This is a genomic window from Serratia sp. FGI94, from assembly GCF_000330865.1.
Classification (GTDB): domain Bacteria; phylum Pseudomonadota; class Gammaproteobacteria; order Enterobacterales; family Enterobacteriaceae; genus Serratia_B; species Serratia_B rubidaea.
The window spans coordinates 4,044,835-4,066,343 of sequence record NC_020064.1; the positions used below are offsets into that span (position 1 = coordinate 4,044,835).

The 21,509-nt window shown below is 46.9% G+C and carries 21 protein-coding genes; 2 read left to right on the forward strand and 19 right to left on the reverse strand.

Features of this window, described 5'->3' with window-relative positions; all coding sequences use genetic code 11:
* Positions 1-22: 22 nt before the first annotated feature.
* The 4 genes from D781_RS18440 to gbpA all read right to left on the reverse strand — a co-directional run bounded on the left by D781_RS18440 (position 23) and on the right by gbpA (position 5,703).
* Positions 23-2,578 carry a fimbria/pilus outer membrane usher protein gene (locus D781_RS18440; RefSeq protein WP_015673850.1) on the reverse strand — a complete coding sequence of 852 codons (2,556 nt, stop codon included), beginning with the start codon at positions 2,576-2,578 and terminating at the stop codon, positions 23-25.
* Positions 2,579-2,696: 118 nt separating this feature from the next.
* Entirely contained in the window at positions 2,697-3,428 is a 732-nt protein-coding gene (locus tag D781_RS23070) for a fimbria/pilus periplasmic chaperone (RefSeq protein WP_233494145.1), read from the reverse strand.
* 275 nt (positions 3,429-3,703) lie between these two features.
* On the reverse strand, positions 3,704-4,228 hold the full coding sequence (locus tag D781_RS18445; protein ID WP_015673852.1) for a cytochrome b/b6 domain-containing protein: 525 nt from the start codon (positions 4,226-4,228) through the stop codon (positions 3,704-3,706).
* A gap of 47 nt (positions 4,229-4,275) precedes the next feature.
* Positions 4,276-5,703: an N-acetylglucosamine-binding protein GbpA gene (gene gbpA / locus D781_RS18450; RefSeq protein WP_015673853.1), complete on the reverse strand. Its 1,428-nt coding sequence runs from the start codon at positions 5,701-5,703 to the stop codon at positions 4,276-4,278.
* A gap of 251 nt (positions 5,704-5,954) precedes the next feature.
* Between gbpA and D781_RS22305 the strand changes: the two genes are divergently transcribed.
* Complete coding sequence (locus D781_RS22305) at positions 5,955-6,320, forward strand: PulS/OutS family lipoprotein (protein WP_015673854.1); 366 nt, start codon at positions 5,955-5,957, stop codon at positions 6,318-6,320.
* A 40-nt stretch (positions 6,321-6,360) separates the two neighbouring features.
* On the opposite strand, the gene D781_RS18460 is transcribed toward D781_RS22305, so the two are convergent.
* The 13 genes from D781_RS18460 to D781_RS18520 form a co-directional block, all read right to left on the reverse strand.
* The gene (locus D781_RS18460) at positions 6,361-7,209 is read right to left on the reverse strand and encodes an A24 family peptidase (RefSeq protein ID WP_015673855.1); all 849 of its coding nucleotides are present in this window, start codon (positions 7,207-7,209) and stop codon (positions 6,361-6,363) included.
* Positions 7,196-7,657, reverse strand: a complete 462-nt coding sequence (gene gspM, locus D781_RS18465; RefSeq protein ID WP_041411887.1) for a type II secretion system protein GspM — start codon at positions 7,655-7,657, stop codon at positions 7,196-7,198. Before gspM ends, D781_RS18460 begins: the two co-directional genes overlap by 14 nt.
* Positions 7,657-8,763 (reverse strand): type II secretion system protein GspL, encoded by a 1,107-nt coding sequence (gene gspL, locus D781_RS18470; RefSeq protein WP_015673857.1) that lies wholly within the window; start codon positions 8,761-8,763, stop codon positions 7,657-7,659. The genes gspM and gspL overlap by 1 nt, the downstream gene beginning before the upstream one ends.
* The gene (gene gspK, locus D781_RS18475) at positions 8,760-9,716 is read right to left on the reverse strand and encodes a type II secretion system minor pseudopilin GspK (RefSeq protein ID WP_015673858.1); all 957 of its coding nucleotides are present in this window, start codon (positions 9,714-9,716) and stop codon (positions 8,760-8,762) included. The genes gspL and gspK overlap by 4 nt, the downstream gene beginning before the upstream one ends.
* Positions 9,713-10,321: a type II secretion system minor pseudopilin GspJ gene (gene gspJ, locus D781_RS18480; protein WP_015673859.1), complete on the reverse strand. Its 609-nt coding sequence runs from the start codon at positions 10,319-10,321 to the stop codon at positions 9,713-9,715. Before gspJ ends, gspK begins: the two co-directional genes overlap by 4 nt.
* Positions 10,309-10,650, reverse strand: a complete 342-nt coding sequence (gene gspI, locus D781_RS18485) for a type II secretion system minor pseudopilin GspI (RefSeq protein ID WP_041411889.1) — start codon at positions 10,648-10,650, stop codon at positions 10,309-10,311. Before gspI ends, gspJ begins: the two co-directional genes overlap by 13 nt.
* A 13-nt stretch (positions 10,651-10,663) precedes the next feature.
* Positions 10,664-11,182, reverse strand: coding sequence for a prepilin-type N-terminal cleavage/methylation domain-containing protein (locus D781_RS18490; protein WP_071823856.1), 519 nt, complete (start codon positions 11,180-11,182; stop codon positions 10,664-10,666).
* Complete coding sequence (gene gspG / locus D781_RS18495) at positions 11,166-11,606, reverse strand: type II secretion system major pseudopilin GspG (RefSeq protein WP_015673862.1); 441 nt, start codon at positions 11,604-11,606, stop codon at positions 11,166-11,168. The genes D781_RS18490 and gspG overlap by 17 nt, the downstream gene beginning before the upstream one ends.
* A gap of 18 nt (positions 11,607-11,624) precedes the next feature.
* The gene (gene gspF / locus D781_RS18500) at positions 11,625-12,836 is read right to left on the reverse strand and encodes a type II secretion system inner membrane protein GspF (protein WP_015673863.1); all 1,212 of its coding nucleotides are present in this window, start codon (positions 12,834-12,836) and stop codon (positions 11,625-11,627) included.
* Positions 12,823-14,307, reverse strand: a complete 1,485-nt coding sequence (gene gspE / locus D781_RS18505) for a type II secretion system ATPase GspE (RefSeq protein WP_015673864.1) — start codon at positions 14,305-14,307, stop codon at positions 12,823-12,825. The genes gspF and gspE overlap by 14 nt, the downstream gene beginning before the upstream one ends.
* A complete protein-coding gene (gspD, locus tag D781_RS18510; protein ID WP_015673865.1) occupies positions 14,304-16,211 on the reverse strand; it encodes a type II secretion system secretin GspD in 1,908 nt (635 codons plus the stop codon). Before gspD ends, gspE begins: the two co-directional genes overlap by 4 nt.
* Positions 16,212-16,254: 43 nt before the next feature.
* Positions 16,255-16,752, reverse strand: coding sequence for a type II secretion system protein N (locus tag D781_RS22310; RefSeq protein WP_158497488.1), 498 nt, complete (start codon positions 16,750-16,752; stop codon positions 16,255-16,257).
* A gap of 93 nt (positions 16,753-16,845) precedes the next feature.
* On the reverse strand, positions 16,846-17,406 hold the full coding sequence (locus tag D781_RS18520) for a helix-turn-helix domain-containing protein (RefSeq protein ID WP_124014462.1): 561 nt from the start codon (positions 17,404-17,406) through the stop codon (positions 16,846-16,848).
* 970 nt (positions 17,407-18,376) lie between these two features.
* On the opposite strand from D781_RS18520, the gene D781_RS18525 reads away from it, so the two are divergent.
* Positions 18,377-18,997 carry a DsbA family protein gene (locus D781_RS18525; RefSeq protein ID WP_015673868.1) on the forward strand — a complete coding sequence of 207 codons (621 nt, stop codon included), beginning with the start codon at positions 18,377-18,379 and terminating at the stop codon, positions 18,995-18,997.
* A gap of 569 nt (positions 18,998-19,566) precedes the next feature.
* Here D781_RS18525 and D781_RS18530 read toward each other — a convergent pair.
* Both D781_RS18530 and D781_RS18540 read right to left on the reverse strand, forming a co-directional pair.
* Positions 19,567-20,717 (reverse strand): IS3 family transposase gene (locus D781_RS18530; protein ID WP_102024985.1). Its coding sequence is split into 2 segments (ribosomal slippage): positions 19,567-20,459 and positions 20,459-20,717, totalling 1,152 coding nucleotides; the frame shifts between segments, so codons are not numbered across the junction.
* Between the two features lie 375 nt (positions 20,718-21,092).
* Positions 21,093-21,485: a hypothetical protein gene (locus D781_RS18540; RefSeq protein WP_015673871.1), complete on the reverse strand. Its 393-nt coding sequence runs from the start codon at positions 21,483-21,485 to the stop codon at positions 21,093-21,095.
* Between the last annotated feature and the right edge of the window lie 24 nt (positions 21,486-21,509).

Below are 21,509 nucleotides of genomic sequence, written 5' to 3' on the forward strand. Positions count from 1 at the left end.
GTGTAGAAAGGCGAACTAATGATCAACGACACGGGCTCTGTAAGTTATAGATACCGGCCGGGCCCTTTTTCTCCGGCAATTGGAAAGCCGCATGGCACCGTTTCCCCTCGCCCCACCGCACATCAAGTTCACCGCTATCAGGCAGGCCGCTTAGGTAAACCTGGCCGGCCTCGCCGACAATGCCGCTGCCCGTGGAACGCTCTCCGTCCAGCGTCACCAACGCACCAAATGGCACCGATTTTCCATCCGACTGCTGTAAAGCAACCACCGCTCTGGCGCCGATACGCGCCGTAAACCTGACAGGGATAACGGCGCCTTCCGTCGGTACCAATCGCATGACGGTTTGCGGTACCTCCGCATCCTGCGGCAGGGTAAGCGGATCCAGTTCAACGGTATTTTCCTGATAAGGCGTCAAGCCGGTTTGCATCGCATAGCCACGGGAATCGGTCCTTACGCCAGCCCAGCTGCCTACCGATGCGCCGGCTACGCCGGGCGCAGCAACCAACGCCGTGGTGCGCCCAAGAGGCTGCCCCAGGGTAATACCATGCTGATGTACAACGAGCCCGCCCGCTAAACCGGCATTACTCTGGCGAGAGTTTTTGTTATAGCTGTATCCGCCGTTCAGCACGCCGTAAGCGCCGTTCCAGGATAAATTAACCAGCCCGCCATTTTGCCTATCGTAGCCGCCGCCTTGTTCAAGCTGCTGACGCACGTTCCAGTTAAGCTGCCGTTCAAAGGCATTGCCGGTCAGCCCCACTTCATGACGAACACGCCCATCGCTGTTCGACTGCGCCTGATACGTGGCGTAGGCATTGCCGCCGGTCCAGCGCTCCAATGGCACGCTGACCCATAAACTGCCTTCCTGTTCACGCTGATAATGGCGCCCATATGCCGCATTCCCCCGGGCCGGCTGCTTGCGTTGCGTCCAGTTGACTGACCAGTTGACCCCCCAGGCACTCGTGCTCCAAGAGGCCATCACTTCATCTCTGGTCTGTGGGCTATCCCAGTAACTCTCACGTGAAGCGCTAACGTTCAGGTATCCCAAATTGTCGAAGGACTGGCCAATTGTCACATCGCTCCGCGCTTTACGGCGCCTATCGTCCCAACGGCGAAAACGACCGCCGGCGGCATATTCATTATCCTGCCAACGGTCAAGCACCTCATTCATTGAGTGGCCCCCAGAAGCGGAATATTGACTACTAGCCAGCGAAATACCGGTATTCGTGGCCGCCAGCGTTTTGTTGTAACGAAAACGCCACGTCTGCCCCTGCGTACGACGACCCTCAGGCTCTGCGCCATACCCCTGCATCCCATCAAGCGACAACGCGCCCAGATCGCCAAGTAAAACCCCCAGTCCCAGCGCCGCGCCCTGGTAGTGTTCAGACCACTGCATCCCACCGTAGCCGGTTAAATTCCACGGCAAACCATACATGACCGTTGCCTGAACGACCGGAGCCTGCTTCACCGCCCGGTTTTCCGGGTGGTACTGCCCTGTCATCAGGTTGTAGCGCAGATATCCCTGGCGTAATGCAATCGCCGGTGTGCTCCAGGGCACGGTAAAAACCTGCGGCCGGCCGTCCGTTTCATACACCGTGACCTGAAGATCGCCATTGCTGCCGGCGGGCAGGTCAGAAAGAGCAAACGCACCTGGCGCCACCGTGCTGCTGTAGATGACATACCCGCCCTGACGAACCTCAATCCGTGCCTGAGTACGTGCAATCCCCCGCACGACCGGCGCAAAATCCCTTTGGTTGTAAGGCACCATTAAATCGTCCGACCCTAGCATCCCACCGCGAAAAGGGACGCTGTTGAAAATATCTGACGGCGTATAACGTTCACCCAGCGTCAGCCGGCTCTGCAATCCATACAAGCCGCGTTCGGCCCAGGACTCCACCGTTTGCCACTTCCCCGGGCGGTTTCCCGATTTTTGAAACGTCGTCATATTGCGCAGCCGCCAGGCCCCCAGATTGATGCCGGGATCAACACGGGCAAACAGCGCATCACTATGCTTCTGCCCATCTCCGCGATAGTCAGAGCGGGTAACATTGGTCTGATAATTCATCAGGAATGCCGGAGCACCATCATCCCAAAGCACCGGCGGCGCAATGCCGCGCAATTTTGGCAACATGGCAACCTGAGGAATACTCAGCTGCAGCTGCTGACTATTAAACTGAAAAACTTCGGTAGCCTGTGGAATAACCGATAGGCGCGCGCACTGATCAGACATATTGTCCGACGGCGCAAAAAGGGCAGCATAGGCGTCAACATTTACGCCGTAACTAATCAATTGCGCCCGCGTTAAACAGGTTTTTAGCACCGGCGCGCCCTCGGCATCTTTCTCCATATGAAAAATCATTTCACGCGAGTCAACGTGCACACCGTTTAGCACGATATCGATAAAATATTTGCCGGGCAACTGCCCTCCCTGTTCAAAAATAGCGATATCCACATTCTGTTCATCACCTGCAAGCTGCGTGGTATCAAAAGACCATACGCGCGCATGCGTGGAAGAGAATGGCAAAAACGCTAAAAATACGCCGGCCACATACCCTGAATTTAAAATTTTCTTTAACTTCATAATTTTATATGCCAACGTTATAAGCAATATGGGCAACGGCTGTGCATTAACATATTTAATCCCGTTTTTTTATTTTATTAATGGACTCGTAAATACACAAATGGAATGAGCTAATACCTTAGTTTGCTTGACCTTTATAAACTCGGCTTTCGCCACCATAATCATTAACAATCTGCCAGGAAACATCATTGCCTGATTGACCTCGCGGCAGAGTATAAGAATGTGTGCCAAAAGGAGGAATGTACGGCGTCTCATTCACCCTTACATTCCCTACTGTCAATGAAAGCAGATTTATATAGAAAGGTGAGTCGTTCTTCGCTTCTAATTTATTCCCTTTCAGCGACCAGGTAATCTGCTGTGCAGCCTCTTCCGGTCCCCCTTTGACAGAAGAGGGACGAATCTGCAGTTTTATGCAATTACTAATTGATAGTTGCACCTTAACGCTAACGTTGTCCCTGCCCTGAGCAGACGATGATGGGTGATCTTTAGCCCATACGTCATCGGCCTTTGGCGGAATGCCTTTTGCGCAAAACCATTGCATGCTTTCCCGATCGGTAGCAAATTCCCCACCGGTGCGGATAATACGTAAACGGCTTTGCTGCAGCCCATCCAGACGCATTAATGGTGGCGTGACGATAAAAGGCGCCTTACTCTTTTTGTCTTCGCTCAGTACAACAGACTGCAGCAGGATGGGATAATCCTGTGGGTTAGCGACGGTAATCGTTGCGCCATTCGATGCCGGATCGTAAATAACTCGTGTCGCTCCCAGCTTCACTGAGAAAGACTCGCTTGTTGTTTCCATATCAGCAAACACCGAGATGGAAAAAAAACATGAAGCAGCCCCCAGCATAGCCAAAGATATTTTCTTGCTTATTCTCATTACCATGTACTCAAATAGACGTTGAATTCATTCAACCAACAACGATTCGCAACTAAATAATCGGCAGGGGTTAATGCTATCGCTGAAGCCGCAACACTGTAAACCAAGATTATTACAACCATATTTTTCCGAAACGGAAAACAAGTCATGCCATGCGCCTGTCGAGTTAATTGACCCAATTAAGGAAACCAGCCATTAATCCACGACCAAACACGTCGCTCTTCGTCACAATAAAACCTTACTTCCTATAGCATTCTTGAAAGAATTGAATTCTTTTCTAAGAGCTGATGTTTGGCTACGGCAAGGACATGCAACACCAGCATCCCCCCCAAGGCGATACAGCTATATCGATGAACTAAAAAGAAGAAAGCATTAACATCAGCATTTTCCAACGGCTGCGGGATATGGATAACGCCGAAAAAATCATAGCCTTTTTCCAACATCAGAAAACCGCTAATCAAAACCACAAAAATAATCAGATAGAAAATCTCATGCAGCAAGACCACGATACCTTTCTTATAACCAACAATATTACCGCCGTAAGGTACAGAGGGCCGGAAGAAACGCCAGACAAAGCGTACAACCATAAGTACTGTCACCACCGTAGCCAGAGACATGTTGAGCACCGAGAAAAACTCAAAGACAGTCGGGTGTGAGATAAAATGCAGGGCATACCCCACAATCATCGCGTAAATAATCCCTACGGCGACCACCCAATGCAGCATACGGCTAAAAGTATCGTAACGCGCCATCTTTAATTTTGTCGTCATTTTTGTTCTCTTCAAAATGCGGCCCGGTCAGGGCCGCCTATTACATTTTATTTTAAATTATTTTTTAATACCCAGGCATCCTGCCAGTTGCTGCCTACGCCAGGTTCAAAGTGCGTTGCGCCTTTGCTCCATTGCACGCAGTAACCGCTGAACGGAAACGCCTTACATTCATAAACCTTGTTATCTTTTGGCTGCAGGACTTTAGTGCCTGCCTTATATGACTTCAGACCTTCCGGGAAGGTGAATTCATAATCACCGGCATTCCCATGCTCTGAACTGGTTAGTTTCAGGTGCAGCGTATCCTGCGCGACGGTCTTCTTATCTTTGTTCACCACGGTATAACTTAGCCAATGGCAGCCTGGCTTCACATTTTTCAAATCGATGCTGAACTTTTTGTTTGCATCGGCAATGTCTTCACGAATATAAGCCAGTTCAGTGCCGCTATTATCACGGACACGCGCTTCAAACGTTACGCTGCCGGAAACGTTAACGTTGAATTTGACATTAGCGTTACCGTCTTTTATTTCAGTGACCTGCAGGCCACTGACATTAGCCCGCTCGGTTACCTCGGAGATCTCGTATTTCAGCTCGAAGCTCTTCAGCTTGCTGCCTTTTTTTACATACATTTTATTGGCAACATTATGTTCAGGCGTGATTTTTCCCTCTTTATTTTTAACACCAACTCTGATATCGCTATGAACGGCGTTAATTTTCTCTGCCAGATCATAAACCCATTGTGTCTGGTTGCCTTTTTGGTCATCGGCGATCGTCAGTTCAATTTCTTTGTCGCGAACCTCACCGCTATCATCAAAGAAACGTACAATCACTTTGTCGCCCTGGCTCAGGTTGCGTTCAGGGAAGGCCCCTGCCAATTGGGTGCCCCACTCATCAACGACCTCCCCGCCAGCAAAGTTAACATCTACGACCTGATAGAAACTGTTTACCGTATCGTTAATTTCCCAGACGCCATAAATGACATGGTAACCACTACGCTCCGGTACGATACAGTCATGAGTCATCGATTTTGGTGGCGCCGCGCCGTGTCCCTCAACCTGACAGAAAGGCTTAGCCTCAAAAGATTCACGGGTCAAAGGTTTATTAGGTTCCCAGTTGCTCTTGGTAATATAGTAACGCCAGTTATTTGTTTTGTGCGGCGCAGTGTGAAACCATTTAAATTGGTTCTTGCCGGCGCGAATAGTGTTTTTCGCCCAGCGGTTCTCATTCTGTACATCCAACGGAGAAAAGCTTGCGATGCCGCCGCTGGCCAGCTTGCCATCAGGTGGCGTTGGGGCATTTGGGAACCCCGATTTTTGCTCAACGCTCTGTGGCTCCCATTGCACCGAGCCGCACTCTGAATTTTTGTTCAACTTGCATTTGAACGCGCGACTTTCGGGAAACTCAATATAGCCATGAGCCAAAGCACTTGAAGATACCGCCAGAGTTGCAACCATTAACGCAATCTTTTTTAGTTTCACAGTGTTATCCAATTAATTAAAAGAGGTTTATATACGGGAGCCATCGACGAATTCCAAACGTACCTGACGCCACGCCGACATTATTATCGCCAATTCCATTTCCTGCACCTTAAGTTTTATGAATTTCATACTTTCTAATAAACAGAGGTTAAACGGAATGGCTTAAAAACCATAAATAGACATATGTGAAATTGTTAAATATGAACAAGTATTTTATAATCAACATCGTTAAGACAAACCGGAAATTCTACATGAAAAAATATCTATTACCGCTCAGCATTATCCTCCTTGCTGGTTGCACCATGAATAGCACCACGCAGCCAGAGGTCGGATTAACAACGTCGCAAACGGAGCAGCTTGCAACACTAGTGGCGGCAAGCGGTTACCTCAAAGACGTATGCGCGCAGAAAAACATTCCTAATGAAAATCAGCTCGTCAGTTCGGCATTGGAACAGGCAAAACGAAAGGGCTGGAAGCCAGGCAGTTCCGCCGTGCAGAACATTCAGGCACAGTCCGAGATTATTCTTTCAGGATTAAAACAGGATAAAACACCAACAGAAGAAAAATGCGCTTACTTTAATAAGCACATTGGCAGCTTTCTTAACGGTGTCGGTTGAAAAAACAATCACCATAAACCGGGGAGGGGGAACCTCCCCGTTACCCTACATTCTGCCAAACCATCAAAACCAACCCTGCCAATGCCAATCCCGGCCCAAATGGGCATTGTTTTTCCCGAATGGAATTCTCCCCCTGAGTCAGAAATAACAGGCATAAAATTGAAACGCTTGCAGCAATCAATATCAAGTCAGGAAGAGACTGCCAACCAAACCAAGCGCCTAATCCCGCCAGCATTTTCAGATCGCCATATCCCAGACAATCTTTACCCATAATATATTTTGACGTATGACATAATAGCCAAAAACATAAATATCCGACGACAACACCGATAACGGCATGAGAAAGATTGACCTCATGGTAGAGGCAGTGCCACAACAGGCCAAGCCATAGCAGTGTGCCGGTTAAGCAATCTGGCAGAATAAGATGATCATAGTCAATCACGGCCAAAGCAATAAGTATTGCACTGAATGCCAATAAAAATACCCAAGAAAGGTCTAACGTAGGAGTCCAGGTCAACCACAATGTAATGAGCATCATCAGCATTTCTATTATCGGATAGCGACAGCTAATTTTGCCATCACAATACCGGCAGCGCCCTCCTAATACCAACCAGCTAATCATTGGAATATTGTCATAAAAGGCTATTTTTCTCCTGCATGCCGGGCAGCTTGAGCGTGGCCATATAAGACTCATTGCATCGTCATTAATGCCGTTATCTTTCTTCACGACACCATGCGCACCAAGATACTCATTGATAACTTTCCTATCGTGGTTTTTTATCATCAAGGGAATGCGATAAATAACTACATTCAAGAAGCTGCCGATGCTCGCCCCCAGTAATGCCGCCATAATATGCCAGCAGATAACACTCGTCTCAGCCGACATCATTATGCCTCCGCACAAGCGTATCAAGACAAAGAGCGTCCACTTTCACGCGATCTCCGTCAGCCGTTACCTTTATCTGTATGTTTTTAACAACAATACCAAAATCTCGTTGCATCTCCGCAAGCCAGCCGATCAAGGAACTGAAAGACGTCTCAGGCAGCGATATGTCCATATCATCATCCCGAAACATCACGTCTTGCAAGGTCACCCCATGGCTCAGGGCCGTATTCCTTATTAAGGTCTCGATATCGACATCACTTTTCATAGTCAGAGCAAGAGAGTGCCTGGTTTTACCCAATACGCTGATATTTCTCTGCAGCATGTTAAAGTTACTCTCTGCCGACTTTAGCCGACTATTTTGGTAGCCCAATAATAACGATGCACCTAGCAAAAAAAGTAGATAAACTGCTGCTGCAGCGATCATCCTTTTATGATTGAAATATCCAGCCATCACTCAGACTCCCTTATCGTAAGGGTAAAAACAAAAGGCGACTCGCCCTGAGCACTCTTAACCAAAACTTTATTACCATAATCATTGATGTGCTCCTCAGGCTGTAGCAAGGCAGATTTTACCGTGGCGATAATCTCAGCCTGCTCTCTATTAAACTGGAGGGAAATCAACGTATACTGATTATTTCCCGGCAACGCTTCCAGTAACTGTTCGCCAAAAGAAAAGAACTGAGGTTGCGTTGCCCGTATTTTTATATTGCTGACCAGGTCCGCTAGAAACTTTTCTGACTGCTGCGGTAATTTTTTATCGGAGAAGAGTTGCGTATAAATGTTCGAGATCTGCTGTTCACTATGCGTCACCTGCATTGTTACATTGAAAGTAGCGAGCAAGAGAGTAGACAACAACAGAAAACACGCCGTAATGGGAAGCCACCGGCGCCAAAAATCAGCACGTCGCCAGCGGGGGCGCGCTGCAAAGGCCCCTTTTAACAGCGTTGACGATCGTGAAAAGTTCGCCCCCGCACAATACCACAGCGTGTCGGCATCACTGCTGTTGGCACCTCCGACATCGCTCTCCGTACTTTCTTCTTCCCAAGATAAAGGTAGGCTATACCCAATCCCGGGGGCAGAAGAAAACAGACGCGCTCCCCGCAGTCGATACTCTGCAGGTCCCCCCTTCCAAGGAAAAGCCACAACGTCCGGCAACACAGAGATTATTTGCTGCTGTAGGCAGGGCAGTCTCTCCAGCCAACGAATCATATCCTCATGCCGGTAACCGGCAATTAAATAGCATGTGCCTTCGCGACGCAGTATGACCCAATGTAAGTCATCTACCGTCTCCAACAGCGTTTCCTCACATTGATAAGCCAACGCTTCTGCGCTGACCGAACGCGGATTGCCCGGATACTCTACGCTCCGTAATACCATATTCAACGAAGGCAGCAGCACAACGGCCGGAAAACCCACTAACTCTTGCGGAAAGTCGTCCGCAGAAGAACACTCACCTGTTTTTGCATAATGCGCATGCATGGGATCCCCCCAGCACCAGAGTATGCTTTCCTGTGAATCACTAAGTGAAATAAGCAACAGGTTATCATTATCTTTCATAATTCACCGCCGCTGCTTTTTATATAATGGTAAATAACATTAATTTTCTTATCCTTATAATAATAAAGCCCAAACAACGCGTAACTTCCTTTCTCTCCCACTGATGAAAACCTGCCAAAGAAATACTGGCTATGTGTACTCATTACCTGTTCACTTTGCGGTGGTAGTTCAAGATGCGGCATGGCATTCGCTTTCAATAATGCCGTATCGTGAATGCCTTCCCATCCCTCGCGCGGCCGGCTATCAAGTAGCCTTCTTACTGCGCCTTCTGATGGCTTATTAAGGAAAATGGCACGTAATAACGCAAGTTGCGATCCCTCCAGAGAATTAATATTGATGGTTGATTTTCTCTCTGGTAATACACAAATAAATGGCAATATCCGTATATAGCGCTCGTGCGTCATTCCCGGTAACGGCCGTAACTCAGAAATATCACTGAATGCTGTCATCCCGGGTGAGAGTCTCTGTTCAATACTGTGACTTAACCGTTTCGTTTCTTCGACATTAAAACCAACATTGGCCAACAGTGCGCTAAAAACCTGCCATGAAATATTCTGTCGGGCAGCGGCGACCTCTGAATTTTCTGGCTGAGCATGAGTATCATCAACCTTTACAGGGGCATGCGGAGGGCTGAGCGTATTAAGATTAAAACACGCCTGTGCATCATGAAAATCAATCTTAATCCGGGCATCTTCCGCAGAAAAACTCAGGCCTGGCTGCGCCCATTTTTGATTAAGCGCCACCCGAGTTCCATCCCGCAGACTGTCTTCAAGCAACTTAATCGCATATGCTTCCGCGCCGAACAGATGCCATTTGGCCTGGGTACGGGACAGCTGAACGTGAGTGCGCGTAAACATGTTATACCAACTATGGTTGACGCTAACGGCGGTCGCCGCCATCAACAGCAGAAACATCATCACAATCAGCAATGCCATTCCACCTTCATGCTTCATGATGTCGTCGCCCCGGTAACAATCACCCGCCGTAGATGCCCATACGCCGGCAAATCCAGAGACACTTCAATGGCGACTGGCAGCACAGACCCCGCAAACCAGCCGTCCTGCCATTTTCCTTGATACCAGAACCGTAATTTAAATTGGGCCACGCCCTGCAAAAGGGTGCTCACATGTCCTTGAGCAAATGTGGTATCAACATCAGAAGTGCTAACTCGTTGCAGCTTGCCTTCCGTAACGCGATACATGACCCGCTCGATTGAAGAACGTGCCAGAATGAATCCAGGGTTAATCCTGTTGCGCCGTACCAATTCCAGCGTATCGGAATGGTGCTTACCGACTCGAAAATCCGCAAGATTGGGCTGCGTTCTGTCGAGCGACGCCCGCACCAGAGCCTGACTGATATCACGCTCAATCAGCGTCAGGCCCAGTTGAATCTGCGCGATATCTTCACTTTTCATCGTTATCCGTCCTTGGCTGAACAAAACGCTGCGCGATATCTGAGTCATCATCAACGTCAGTGCAGAAAAAATAGTGATGGCAATTAACACCTCAAGCAGCGTGAACCCCTGTTCATTGCGCGAACGTCTCATTACCGCAGCCATGTTCTGACCTGTAAAATAGAAGGTGTGAAAGCAGGGTTATCGCTAACCTCAACATCTACGGCACTCATGTCTGAATCCGTGGTCTGACGGCTGCGATAGCGCCAATACCACCTTCCCCCCACCATGTCCTCCTGCCCTTCACTCCAAAAAGCCGTCGGGCGTATATTGTTGATAGTCAGGAGCGCCAATTGATTATCCGCCACCCATCCGGCAACAATTTTTTTTTCCATGATGCTCACACCATGGGTTTGCTGCCCAACAGTACGGGCAATAGTCATACAGCCAACGGCGAAAACAACCATGGCCACCATCACTTCCAGCAGCGTCATGCCTTGTTGCCATTCACTCCTTTTCACAAATTTCCTCTCCGCTGTCGAAAGACATAAAGCCCCCGCCGTTAAGGCACTGCCCACAATTACGCCGTGCTATACATAACCGGAACAGCGTCGCCTCACCGTCCGGTAAGAACCACAATTGCGGTGTTTGTCCCGTTACGATCTGTTCAGGTAACGTGATAGTCTGTCGTTCAACATCCAAGGCAAATAAGGCAGAGCCAGGTAATGAAAAAAAACTGCCAGCCTTACACCATTTATGGTTACCCGTCGCACTATCACCACAATACTTTACGGGCTGCCAACCCGTTTTCGTGACAACCAGACCAAACAGCGTCTCTTGTTGAATAGCTTGCTCCTGCATATATTTAAGAGAGTCCTTTAAATAAATAGCCGTATGTGAAATAGAGGCGTCTGCCGAAAAAAAACGCCCAATAACCAGCGAACTGGCTATTCCTAATAGTACAAGCACCATCATTAGCTCAAGCAGCGTAAAACCTGCAGAGCGATAATTACTTTTCGCTAACATTGGAAATATCATCAGCAGTATCAAACTCACCATCCGGTCCGGCGGAGATAACGTGCACCCGCCCTTTTTTCGTCGCAATCAAACGATAGTCATTTCCCCATGGGTCCTGAGGCAGGAAACGCAAGTACCCCTCTTCCGGATAATGTGCAGGCACTGGCGGTATGGACGGCTTTTCTATTAGTGCATTAAGTCCCTGCTCTGCAGAGGGATATCTTCCATTATCAAGACGGTACATATCCAAGGCATTCTCTAGAGCGACAAGATCGCTACTAGCCTTTTGTCGATCAGCTTTATCTTTATTCCCCATAAGGTTAGGTACGATAAAGCTGGCCAACAACCCAAGAATGACAATAACGACCATAATCTCCAACAGAGTAAAGCCATCGTGCTTGCGATTGATTAATTGCAACGTTTTTGAACGCATGTTAGCCCCATATAAAAATCAGATTAAAGAGTTGAGTTGAAGAATAGGTTGCATTATCGCCAGAATAATAAACAACACCATTCCTGCCATGCTTATCACCAACATCGGCTCAAACAGGCTTAATGCCATCGTTATCTTCTGGTTAAGATCGTCCTGCTGCATCTCCGCCGACCGTTTTAGCATGTCACCAAGCTCGCCGCTGCTCTCTCCGGAAGCAATCATATGTTTCATCATCGGTGAGAAAAGCGCCGTGCTTTCCAAAGCCTTATTTAAAGATTCACCTTCCCGGACTCTTTCCATTGCCATAATAAGCTGCATACGTGCATATTCGTTAGACAACACAGAAGCACTAATGCGCATACTTTCAAGCAACGGAACCGAACTGGTATGTAAAATACTCAGCGTGCTAGCGTAATGCGCAGTATTCAATGTCAATTGTAAAGAGCCAACAACTGGGATCCTGAGCATTGTTTTATGCCATGCCAGGCGCCGTGCACTTTTTTTTAGCCATTGATTAAATATCAAGCTGAAAGAAATTATAATTAAAATAATCCCTCCCCCCCAATGTTTAAGAAAATCACTGCTGGCGATCAAAATCTGCGTGGTAACCGGCAACTCATGTTTGAGATGTATAAATTGCTCAACAACTTTAGGCACGACGATGGTCAATAACAAACTGACTACGCTAATTGCAACCACAGTTAATACAATAGGATAGGTGATGGCATGAATAATTTTATTCTTTAACTTCTTTTGTCGTTCCACGTATTCGGCAAGCCGATACAAAAGAGATGCAAGCTGGCCTGTCGCTTCCCCAGCTTCAATCATCGCGCAAAATAGCCGATCGAAAATATTAGGATATTGCTTCATGCTCTGAGCCAAAGAAAAGCCTTCCATGACCCTAATGCGGACCTTCATGATAAGATTAGCGACCTTCTTTTTTTCAGTTTGTCGCCCTACCACATACAATGCCTCTTCCAGAGGCATCGCTGCAGCACTTAATGTCGCCAGTTGCCGAGTGAACAGCACCAAATCCCCATGGCTAATTCGCACCCGCTGCCGATAATTCAGCAATCTGGAAAATGCGCCGTCGCCGACGGATGTGATACTCAGCACGGTAAGCTGTTTTTCACGCAGTTGCTGGCGCGCCACGCGCAATGAGTCTGCCTCAAGGGTACCTCGAATGACCCTTCCAGCACGATCGCAGACGCGATACTTAAATCTGCCCATCGACACTGTCCCCCGTGACGCGCACGATCTCTTCGAAACTGGTCTCTCCTGCTAATAACTTTCGGACACCATCCTGACGCAAAGTCGGCCAGTCCGCAGATAACGCCGCTATCGCCTGTTCACTATTTTTTGTATATATTGCTTTTCGTATATCATCATTGATCAGCAATAACTCATGAATAGCGAGACGACCGCGATATCCCCTGCCGTTACAGTCTTCACACCCCACCGCATGCCATGCGGTATACTGCTTATCCGCCGGTAATGCCAGCAACCGGCATTCCTCATTACCAAGCGTATAGGGCTGCCGACATTGACCACACAGCTTACGTACCAAGCGCTGTGATAATATCCCGCTTAAAGAACTCGCCAGGAGAAAAGGCTCTACGCCCATATCCCTTAGCCGCGTTACCGCGCCAACGGCCGTATTCGTATGCAGGGTGGAAAGCACCAGGTGACCGGTCAGAGACGCCTGTACCGCTATTTGCGCGGTTTCTTTATCACGAATCTCGCCAATTAACAGCACATCAGGATCCTGCCGCAGCAGCGCACGCAAGCCCTTCGCAAAAGTCATCTCTACTTTGGGATTAACCTGAGTCTGCGATATACCACTAAGTTCAAATTCAACCGGGTCCTCAATCGTCATAATATTGCGATTATCATCATTGATCTCATTGAGCAACGAATAAAGCGTGGTACTTTTTCCGGAACCGGTCGGGCCGGTAACAAGAATAATACCGTGCGGCTCATTCATTAAACGAGTCAACGCGGTAAGTAATAATTTCTGCATATTAAGATCGCTCAGTTCCAGACTGACGCTGTCTTTATCCAGTAAACGCATCACCACCCTTTCGCCATGGCTGACGGGAATAACAGACACCCTCACGTCAATCGCCCTCCCGGCAATTTTCAACGTAATTCGGCCGTCTTGCGGAACACGCTTCTCCGCGATATCCAATTTTGACATGACCTTTATACGCGATACTAATACGGAAGCCAGTTGACGCTGTGGCGTCAGAACTTTCTTCAACACACCGTCAATTCGAAAGCGGATCACCAGCTCACTTTCATACGTCTCGATATGAACATCAGAAGCTCGCTCCTTAATGGCCTCGCTGAACATCGCGTTGATGAGCCGAATTATCGGCGCATCATTCTTTTCATCCAATAAATCCTGCTGCTCAGGCAACCCTTCCGCGAGGGAATAAAAATCCAGATCGGTGCCAAGATCATCCATCATCTTTTGCGCATTGCCGCTACCTTTTTGATAGGTACTCAGCAACATCTTGTCAAACTCACTGCTTTCCAGCTTTACCATTCGGCAGCGTGTTTTAATTAAGCGCGCCAATTCAGCAATAGCAAGGGGATTTGCCTCCACCGAAACCCACAGCGTTTTCCCTTGTGGCTCTTCAGAGATCACGACGCCATGCTGTTTTGCCCAGTTGAACGGAATATGTAAACCAGCGGTCATTTTGCTGTCTCGTAAAACAATTCAATTTGTTTTTTAGCCCTTAAGAAAACAAACTGTTCAGATAAACGAATATCCTCCATTTTATCATCCAAGGCATCACTCCATTTTTTCTTCGTCACTAATGAATCGCTAAAATCCTGAGACTTGCGATAGCTTTCCAGTGAATAACTATCGGCAGAACGAATAATAGTCGGGCGAATAAACAATACCAGATTACGTTTGTTATCCTTGTGCCCCGAAGAACTAAACAAATGTCCTAACACCGGAATATCGCTTAAAAAAGGTACGCCACTTTTGTTTTTCGATTGTGATTTGTCAAGCAAGCCTCCGACAACAACGGTTTCACCGCTATCCACCAATACCGAATTGTTCACCGTTCTAACATTAAACGTTGCCCCAAGACTGTTACTATCCCCGGCACTGTTATCCGCAACGCTGGAAACCTCCTGCTGGATTTGTAACTGAACGGACTGCCCTTTATTAATTTGCGGCTTAACCTTCAACTTAATCCCAACGGTTTTTCTCGACACGGTGTTAAACACATTATCGCTGTTAGTGGTCTGTGAACCGGTTAGAATCGGTACGTCCTGGCCAACGCTAAACTCGGCGTCTTCGTTGTCCAGCGTCACGATACTGGGGGTGGCCAAGATATTATTTTGGCTCCTGCTGCTGATCGCCGTCAGTAATCCGGCCCAGTTTCCACTATAGAACCCGGCGACAAGACCATTGGCATTTTTCAATACATCGCCCATCCCTTTGTCCAAGGTCGACGAGATACGGGTTTGTGCTGAAGAGAACTGGGTGCCGCCGGCGTGCTTGTTTGCCCACTGAATGCCGAAGTTGATACCATCAGCATCGAGCATTTCAACAATAATCGCCTCGACCAATACCTGAGCACGGCGCACATCTAACTGCGCAATAACGTCTTCTAAATCCCGCATAATATCGGCCGATGCACTCAATATCAGCGAGTTTGTATGTTCATCTGCTTTAATAACGACATTCTTTACGATCGATACCGGAGCAACAGACTCAGACTGGTGTTCATTTTGTAAACCAACGCTCACACCGGTCAACACATCAACCAGGCTCTGAGCCTTAGCGTACTTCAGATGGACAACTTTGGTGCTATTGTGAGACGTTTTCTCTTTATCAAGACTGGCAATGATGTCCTGCAACTCATCCAGGGTTGTTTCGTCCCCCGAAATCAATACGGAATTTGTCCGCTCGTCCGGCACGATCTTTCCGTTCGCAGAAAGAGAACTGCGATGGCGCCCCTCACCATGCAATAGCTCATTGACGATATGGGCAACATCTTTTGCTGATGCATACTCCAGAGGAATGGTAAGTACACCGGTTGCATTATCCTCGTCCATTCTCTTCGTTAGGTCACTCAGTTTTCTGACCACGTCGGCACGTCCCGTAATCAGTAAGGCATTGCCGTTTTCATAGTGCGAGACATTACCTACACCAATGCTGTCATTAAGTTGACGAATAAGGGGAGCCACATCCTTGGCGGCAGTATGGTGCAAAGGGACAATTTTCATCACCAGCTCATCCCCTACCGCGGCATCGTTCAACGGCGTCAAGGTTGCTCGCTTCCCTTCTTTCGCCGGAATAACTTTCAGTACATTTTTAGGCATGCTGATAACGGCGTAACCATATACATCCAGTACGTTCAGGAAAAACTGATAATACTCTTCAGGCGATAACTGTTCATAGCTACGAACCGTAACCTTGCCTTCCACAGTGTGATCAACAATGATTGTTTTCCCTAAATTTCTGCTGACGGTATTGATAAACTCATGGATATCAACACCCTGAAAGTCAGCAGAAAATTTATCCGCCTGCGCAGAACCGCAACAAGCGAAAAAGAAACAAACCAAAACAACAATTCGATACATGACGGTAGCTCATTGCATTAATGAAAAGTAAAATAAATAAAGATCAAAGAATCAACGATGCATAGTAACCATTATCATTAATGATGACCCGATCGGAGAGGATCCGTAAAATGGTAGATTTACCAGATATTTTTTCTCCTACCTGATAACTTTTTTGTGCCCCGTCACTTTCTATAATAGCTATGCAACGGGTTTGCTGAGTGCTGGATAATATCCCAACTACTTTCTCGCTCAACGTAGCCCTAGGAGCTAACAACAATAACTCATCACTCACCCCCGGACGGACCATAAAACGCTCTCTGCCATCATCCGCATCGGGCAAACGTCGCGGTCTGGCGATCTGTGCAAGCTTATCCTGTAATAAATTTGACGGAACCTCGACGAATGAATTTTCAGACAGCACAAGCCGCCCATTTTGATCCTTCAACAAGTCCCAGGTATCCAGGCACAAAAGAGAAAATAAAACGATACCCGTAACGACACCCCCACCCAATAAAAACAGGTGTATTTCTTTAACTTTTTCTTTCAGAATAATAGCCATGCTATAAATTCTCATTTTTATATTCATCCTGGATCCCTGGGCGAAAGGTCGTTATGACGCACGTTATTGATAAAGACGCGTCATGGGGCGATGCTATTCGGCAACCGAGAATATAAGAATCAAGAATGGCAAGATTATTCCTCCGCCACACATATATATTAGCTTATTCTTTGTTACTTTTAAGAACCCCGAACCCTCTGAATTATCAACCAGCCCCCCCTTGGCGACATAATGTTCTTCAAGTATCGTGAGGTCGAACATCACACCATGGCGATGCACCGTTCTGATAACCTCGGCCGGAAGTCCATGTGCCGTAAAAATCGCTCTACATTGATAAACGAGCTGATGATAATTATTGTCCGTGATAGCAACATGCTTATCTGGCCAGACCTTTTCAATAAGCTCGCTCTTCTTGGTTACATCAGAGAGTAAAAAAAACATCATTCTGCTTTGTAACACAGTAAGTGAGATGGCTACACGCTCTTTCTTTAAAAAAAGCACTCTTTTTTCCAGAGACAGTGAGAGAGTTTCGTTCTCTAAAAAAGCATTTTTATCAGAACATTGCATCTTGATGGCCGCAGTATTAAGAATATTCAGTACATCATTACAAAACAAGGCTAATCCCCTTGCGGTTGCAATGATATTTTCAGACAAGTCATATACAAAAGATTAATAATTCCAGCTATATCCACTATGGCTATAATATCCAGCCAATGAGAGGTAACTTAACCCGTATAAGACAAATCGCTATTTTATAGTGACCACACTCCTTTAGCGGTAAAACGAGGCGCAACCCACACCGCGTGGAGGAATGTGGTTAATCTCTTACAGCTCCAGCATCACTCAAGCATGACGCGGCTGATTTTAATGTTATAAATATTAGATTAACTAAAGAGTAATCAACAATCATCCCCCGATCTGATAACTTTCTAGATAGTTACCATCATTTACAGATTGTTCTGGTAGCGATGATCAGATAATCATTGACTTGTGCGAAGGGATTATCCACGTCATTTTTTTTTCGTCAACCTAAATAATCGATAACAACGCAATGATCGCCGGCAATGAACTTAAGGTATTCTAAGGTTTATAAGAGAACGTTACGATGCATAATCCCCCATTAAACGCCACATATCATGCTGTTATAAAAAGAATATTTTACAGCAGAAAGCATGCATTCCTGAGGGGTTTGTTTCAAAAATAAAAAAGATAAATATCCAAAAAAGAAACCTATAAACTTTTTCTTGTTTAAGTGCCGTTTAGGAAATTAACCTGCAGACGCTGATAATAAAAAACATTATTCATAATAATTATCATTTACCAGAAAATTGTTAATGGCAGGCAGTGAAAAAAACAAACCACTTTTCTGACTTGTCCTATATATACGCCAAATTTAATACGGTATATTACTCATAAAAGGACCAATATAAAAATGTAATCGAATACTAGTGAATTTATTTCCATGATAATCACAACAGTTTATTTCCAGCATAATTAATCGTCCACAGTAAATCCCATGAAGATATTTATGGCCTAGGCATGACCATATCAATATTACCCGATAAACGAGATGCAACTGAATCACTACACCTCCTTGTCATACCATACCGACAGGTGAATTTTTATGTTAAAAAAGTCTATTTTATTCTTCTTTCTGTCATTCGCCCCCATCCTCAACGTCAATGCGATGCCGGCCTATACCCACCTTGACAAAACGATTCCTGAGGCCCCCGAAGTGGTAGAATTCTTTTCTTTCTATTGCCCCCCTTGCTATCAGTTTGTTGACAACTACCCGGTTAGCAAACGTCTGAACCATATGTTGCCTGAAGGCGTAACGGTTAAAAAATATCACGTCAGTGCGATGGGGAAAATGGGGAAGGAGCTGACGGAAGCCTGGGCTATTGCAACAACCATGGGGATCGCTGACGAGATTGAAAAACCACTGTTTATCGCCATTCAGCAACATCGTACGATAGATAACCTTGACGCGATTAAGAACCTTTTTGTCACTGTTGGTATTGCACCGCAGGCGTATGAAAACGCGCGGAGGAGTTTCTCCGTCAGGGCCATGGTTGAACAACAGGAGAAAATGGCAGAACGTTTTTCCGTTCAAAGCACCCCAACCTTCTATGTCAAGGGCACCTATAGAATCAACAATAATGGTTTTAAAGCGACCAATCCCAACGACTATGTCAAAATGTTTACCCAACAAGTGATGCTGCTGGTAAACGAAGATAATCTCTGAAAACCACACAATCGCTCGCCCCGTATGGATTAGGTTTACCACGAGTAACATACGGGGCCTTAAGAATCGCTTTCCGCCGCTTTCCCAGTTCAATGGGCCATTCCTTTTCTTATCTCTGACGTCATGGTTATGAATAATAATAAGTCACCTCACCTTAACAATAACTAATATTTATTTTATTAAAATCCCTGTTATCGTTTTATGAAAATATACTTTTAAGAAAATAGTCTTGTACTATAAAAATAATCATCTATAGAATCCCCCCCAAGATATAGAGAGTATTGAATCTACTGTATAGCAGCCATCAATGAAACAGCAATTAAGCACCTTGACCAAAAGGTTCATAAATAATGTATAAACACCTATTCACTCTTTCCCCTTTATTATTCCTGAGTGCAACGTCTTTAACATGTGTGGCTGGAATGGACACAACAGAAAGCAAAAGCGCAGAGGTTTCACAGTCAGCCGGCCAGGCCATCGCCACTCAGCTGACTTCAAGCTATAACAATGTGGTGGCAAACTGTGGTGAAGGGGAACCTTGATCCTACCCACGTAATGTGGACACGGCCCTAAGCGAGGTTTTGGGTTTCAAACTGTTCCGGGCTAAGACCGCCACAGGCACTGTGACGACGCCAGCGATTGTAATCGCACTCGATATAATTAAACACTGCCGTTCGCATTATTTCCCGGCTGGCAAAGTCCTCCCCGTGGATATATTCCACCTTCAGTGAGTGAAAGAAGCTTTCCGCACAGGCATTGTCGTAACAACAGCCCTTAGCGCTCATACTGCCCTGCAGATTATGCCGTTTCAGTAAGCTCTGGTAATCCGTTGAACAGTACTGACCACCTCGGTCTGTGTGCACGATGACATTTTCCGGGCGTTTACGCCGCCATAAGGCCATCTGCAGTGCATCGCAGGCAAGCTGTGCCGTCATCCGTGACGACATCGACCAGCCAATGACTGACCGCGACCACAGGTCAATCACCACCGCCAGATACAGCCAGCCTTCATCGGTGCGCAGATACGTGATGTCACCCACCCACTTCTGATTCGGGCCGCTGGCGTAAAAGTCCTGCTTTAACAGATTATCGGATACTGGCAGACCATGCTCACGGTAACTGACCGGGCTGAACCGGCGCGAGGCTTTCGCCCGCAGCCCCTGACGACGTAGACTGGCGGCGATAGTCTTGATGTTGTACTCCGGCAGTTCATCAGCAAGACGAGGCGCTCCATAAGGCTGTTTTGCCTTGGCAAAGGTCTGTCGAACCGCATCATCGCAGACAAGTCGGAACCGTTGACGTCGGTTTATCTGGTGACGACGCTGACGCCAGGCATACCAGCCACTGCGGGCGACTTGCAGTACCCGACACATGGCTTTGATACTGAACTCAGCCTGATGCTTTTCGATAAAGACATACTTCATTTCAGGCGCTTGGCGAAGTATGTCGCGGCCTTTTGGAGAATGGCCAGCTCCTCGTCCCGTTCAGCCAGTTGGCGTTTGAGGCGGGCATTCTCAGCGGCGAGTTCGCTCTCACGTTCAGAGGACGTTGCCTGTTGCTGCCGCTTGCTACGCCAGGCGTAAATTTGCGACTCATAAAGGCTGAGTTCGCGGGCGGCTGCGGCCACACCAATGCGTTCAGCCAGTTTCAGGGCTTCGTCGCGGAATTCAGGTGTATGTTGCTTGCGTGGCTTTTTGGTGGTTGATGCTGGTTTTGTCATGTGAGTCACCTCTTGCTTGAGAGTTTACTCACTTAGTCGCGTGTCCACTATTGCTGGGTAAGATCACTCAATAGCGATGCGGGGAAAGCAGACTATGCCGCACTGTTAACCGCTCAGGCTACGGGTCTGAAAATCACATTCTATTGTAGCCCCGGCGGATATGCTAAAAATATACATATACAACGCTGAATTATCATTTTACAACGATAACAGTAAATCGGGAATAAGCTTATTCACTAAGCTTATTCCTCAACGATCATTTTCCCCATCTGTATTCAGATGGTTCGTCACCTTAATCACAGAGTTGCCGCAACAATGATAGATAAAACAATTATTTAATAAATAGTAGGATACTCTTTCAGCATGGGTTCTCTGCTAACCGCTCACCGCAGTAGCCAGGCCCACCGCCAAAACGGCGGTTAAAATAACCCCGATAGCAACAGCGCCACCGCCAACCGCTGCGCCGGTTTTGGCTGTCGATACCTCTTGCTTTTCCAGCATATCAATCTGCGACAACGGAATCGTCACATGATTATTGCCAATGATGCTCTGCGGCGTTACCTGCACGACCGACATCTCGCCCTTCTCGCCATTCATCAACTGATATTTGATTTTGTCACCGGCATAGATAGGCGGTTCCGTCAGGTAATAGCTGCCATTATTTAATGGCTGGTTTTCCAGCTTAACATGTCTGTATGATGTGCAACCACTTAATAATATGACAACTACGGCCAAGAGTGTAATGACTCTTTTCATTGAATATTTCACCGTTACTCCTTCATGATAAATTAA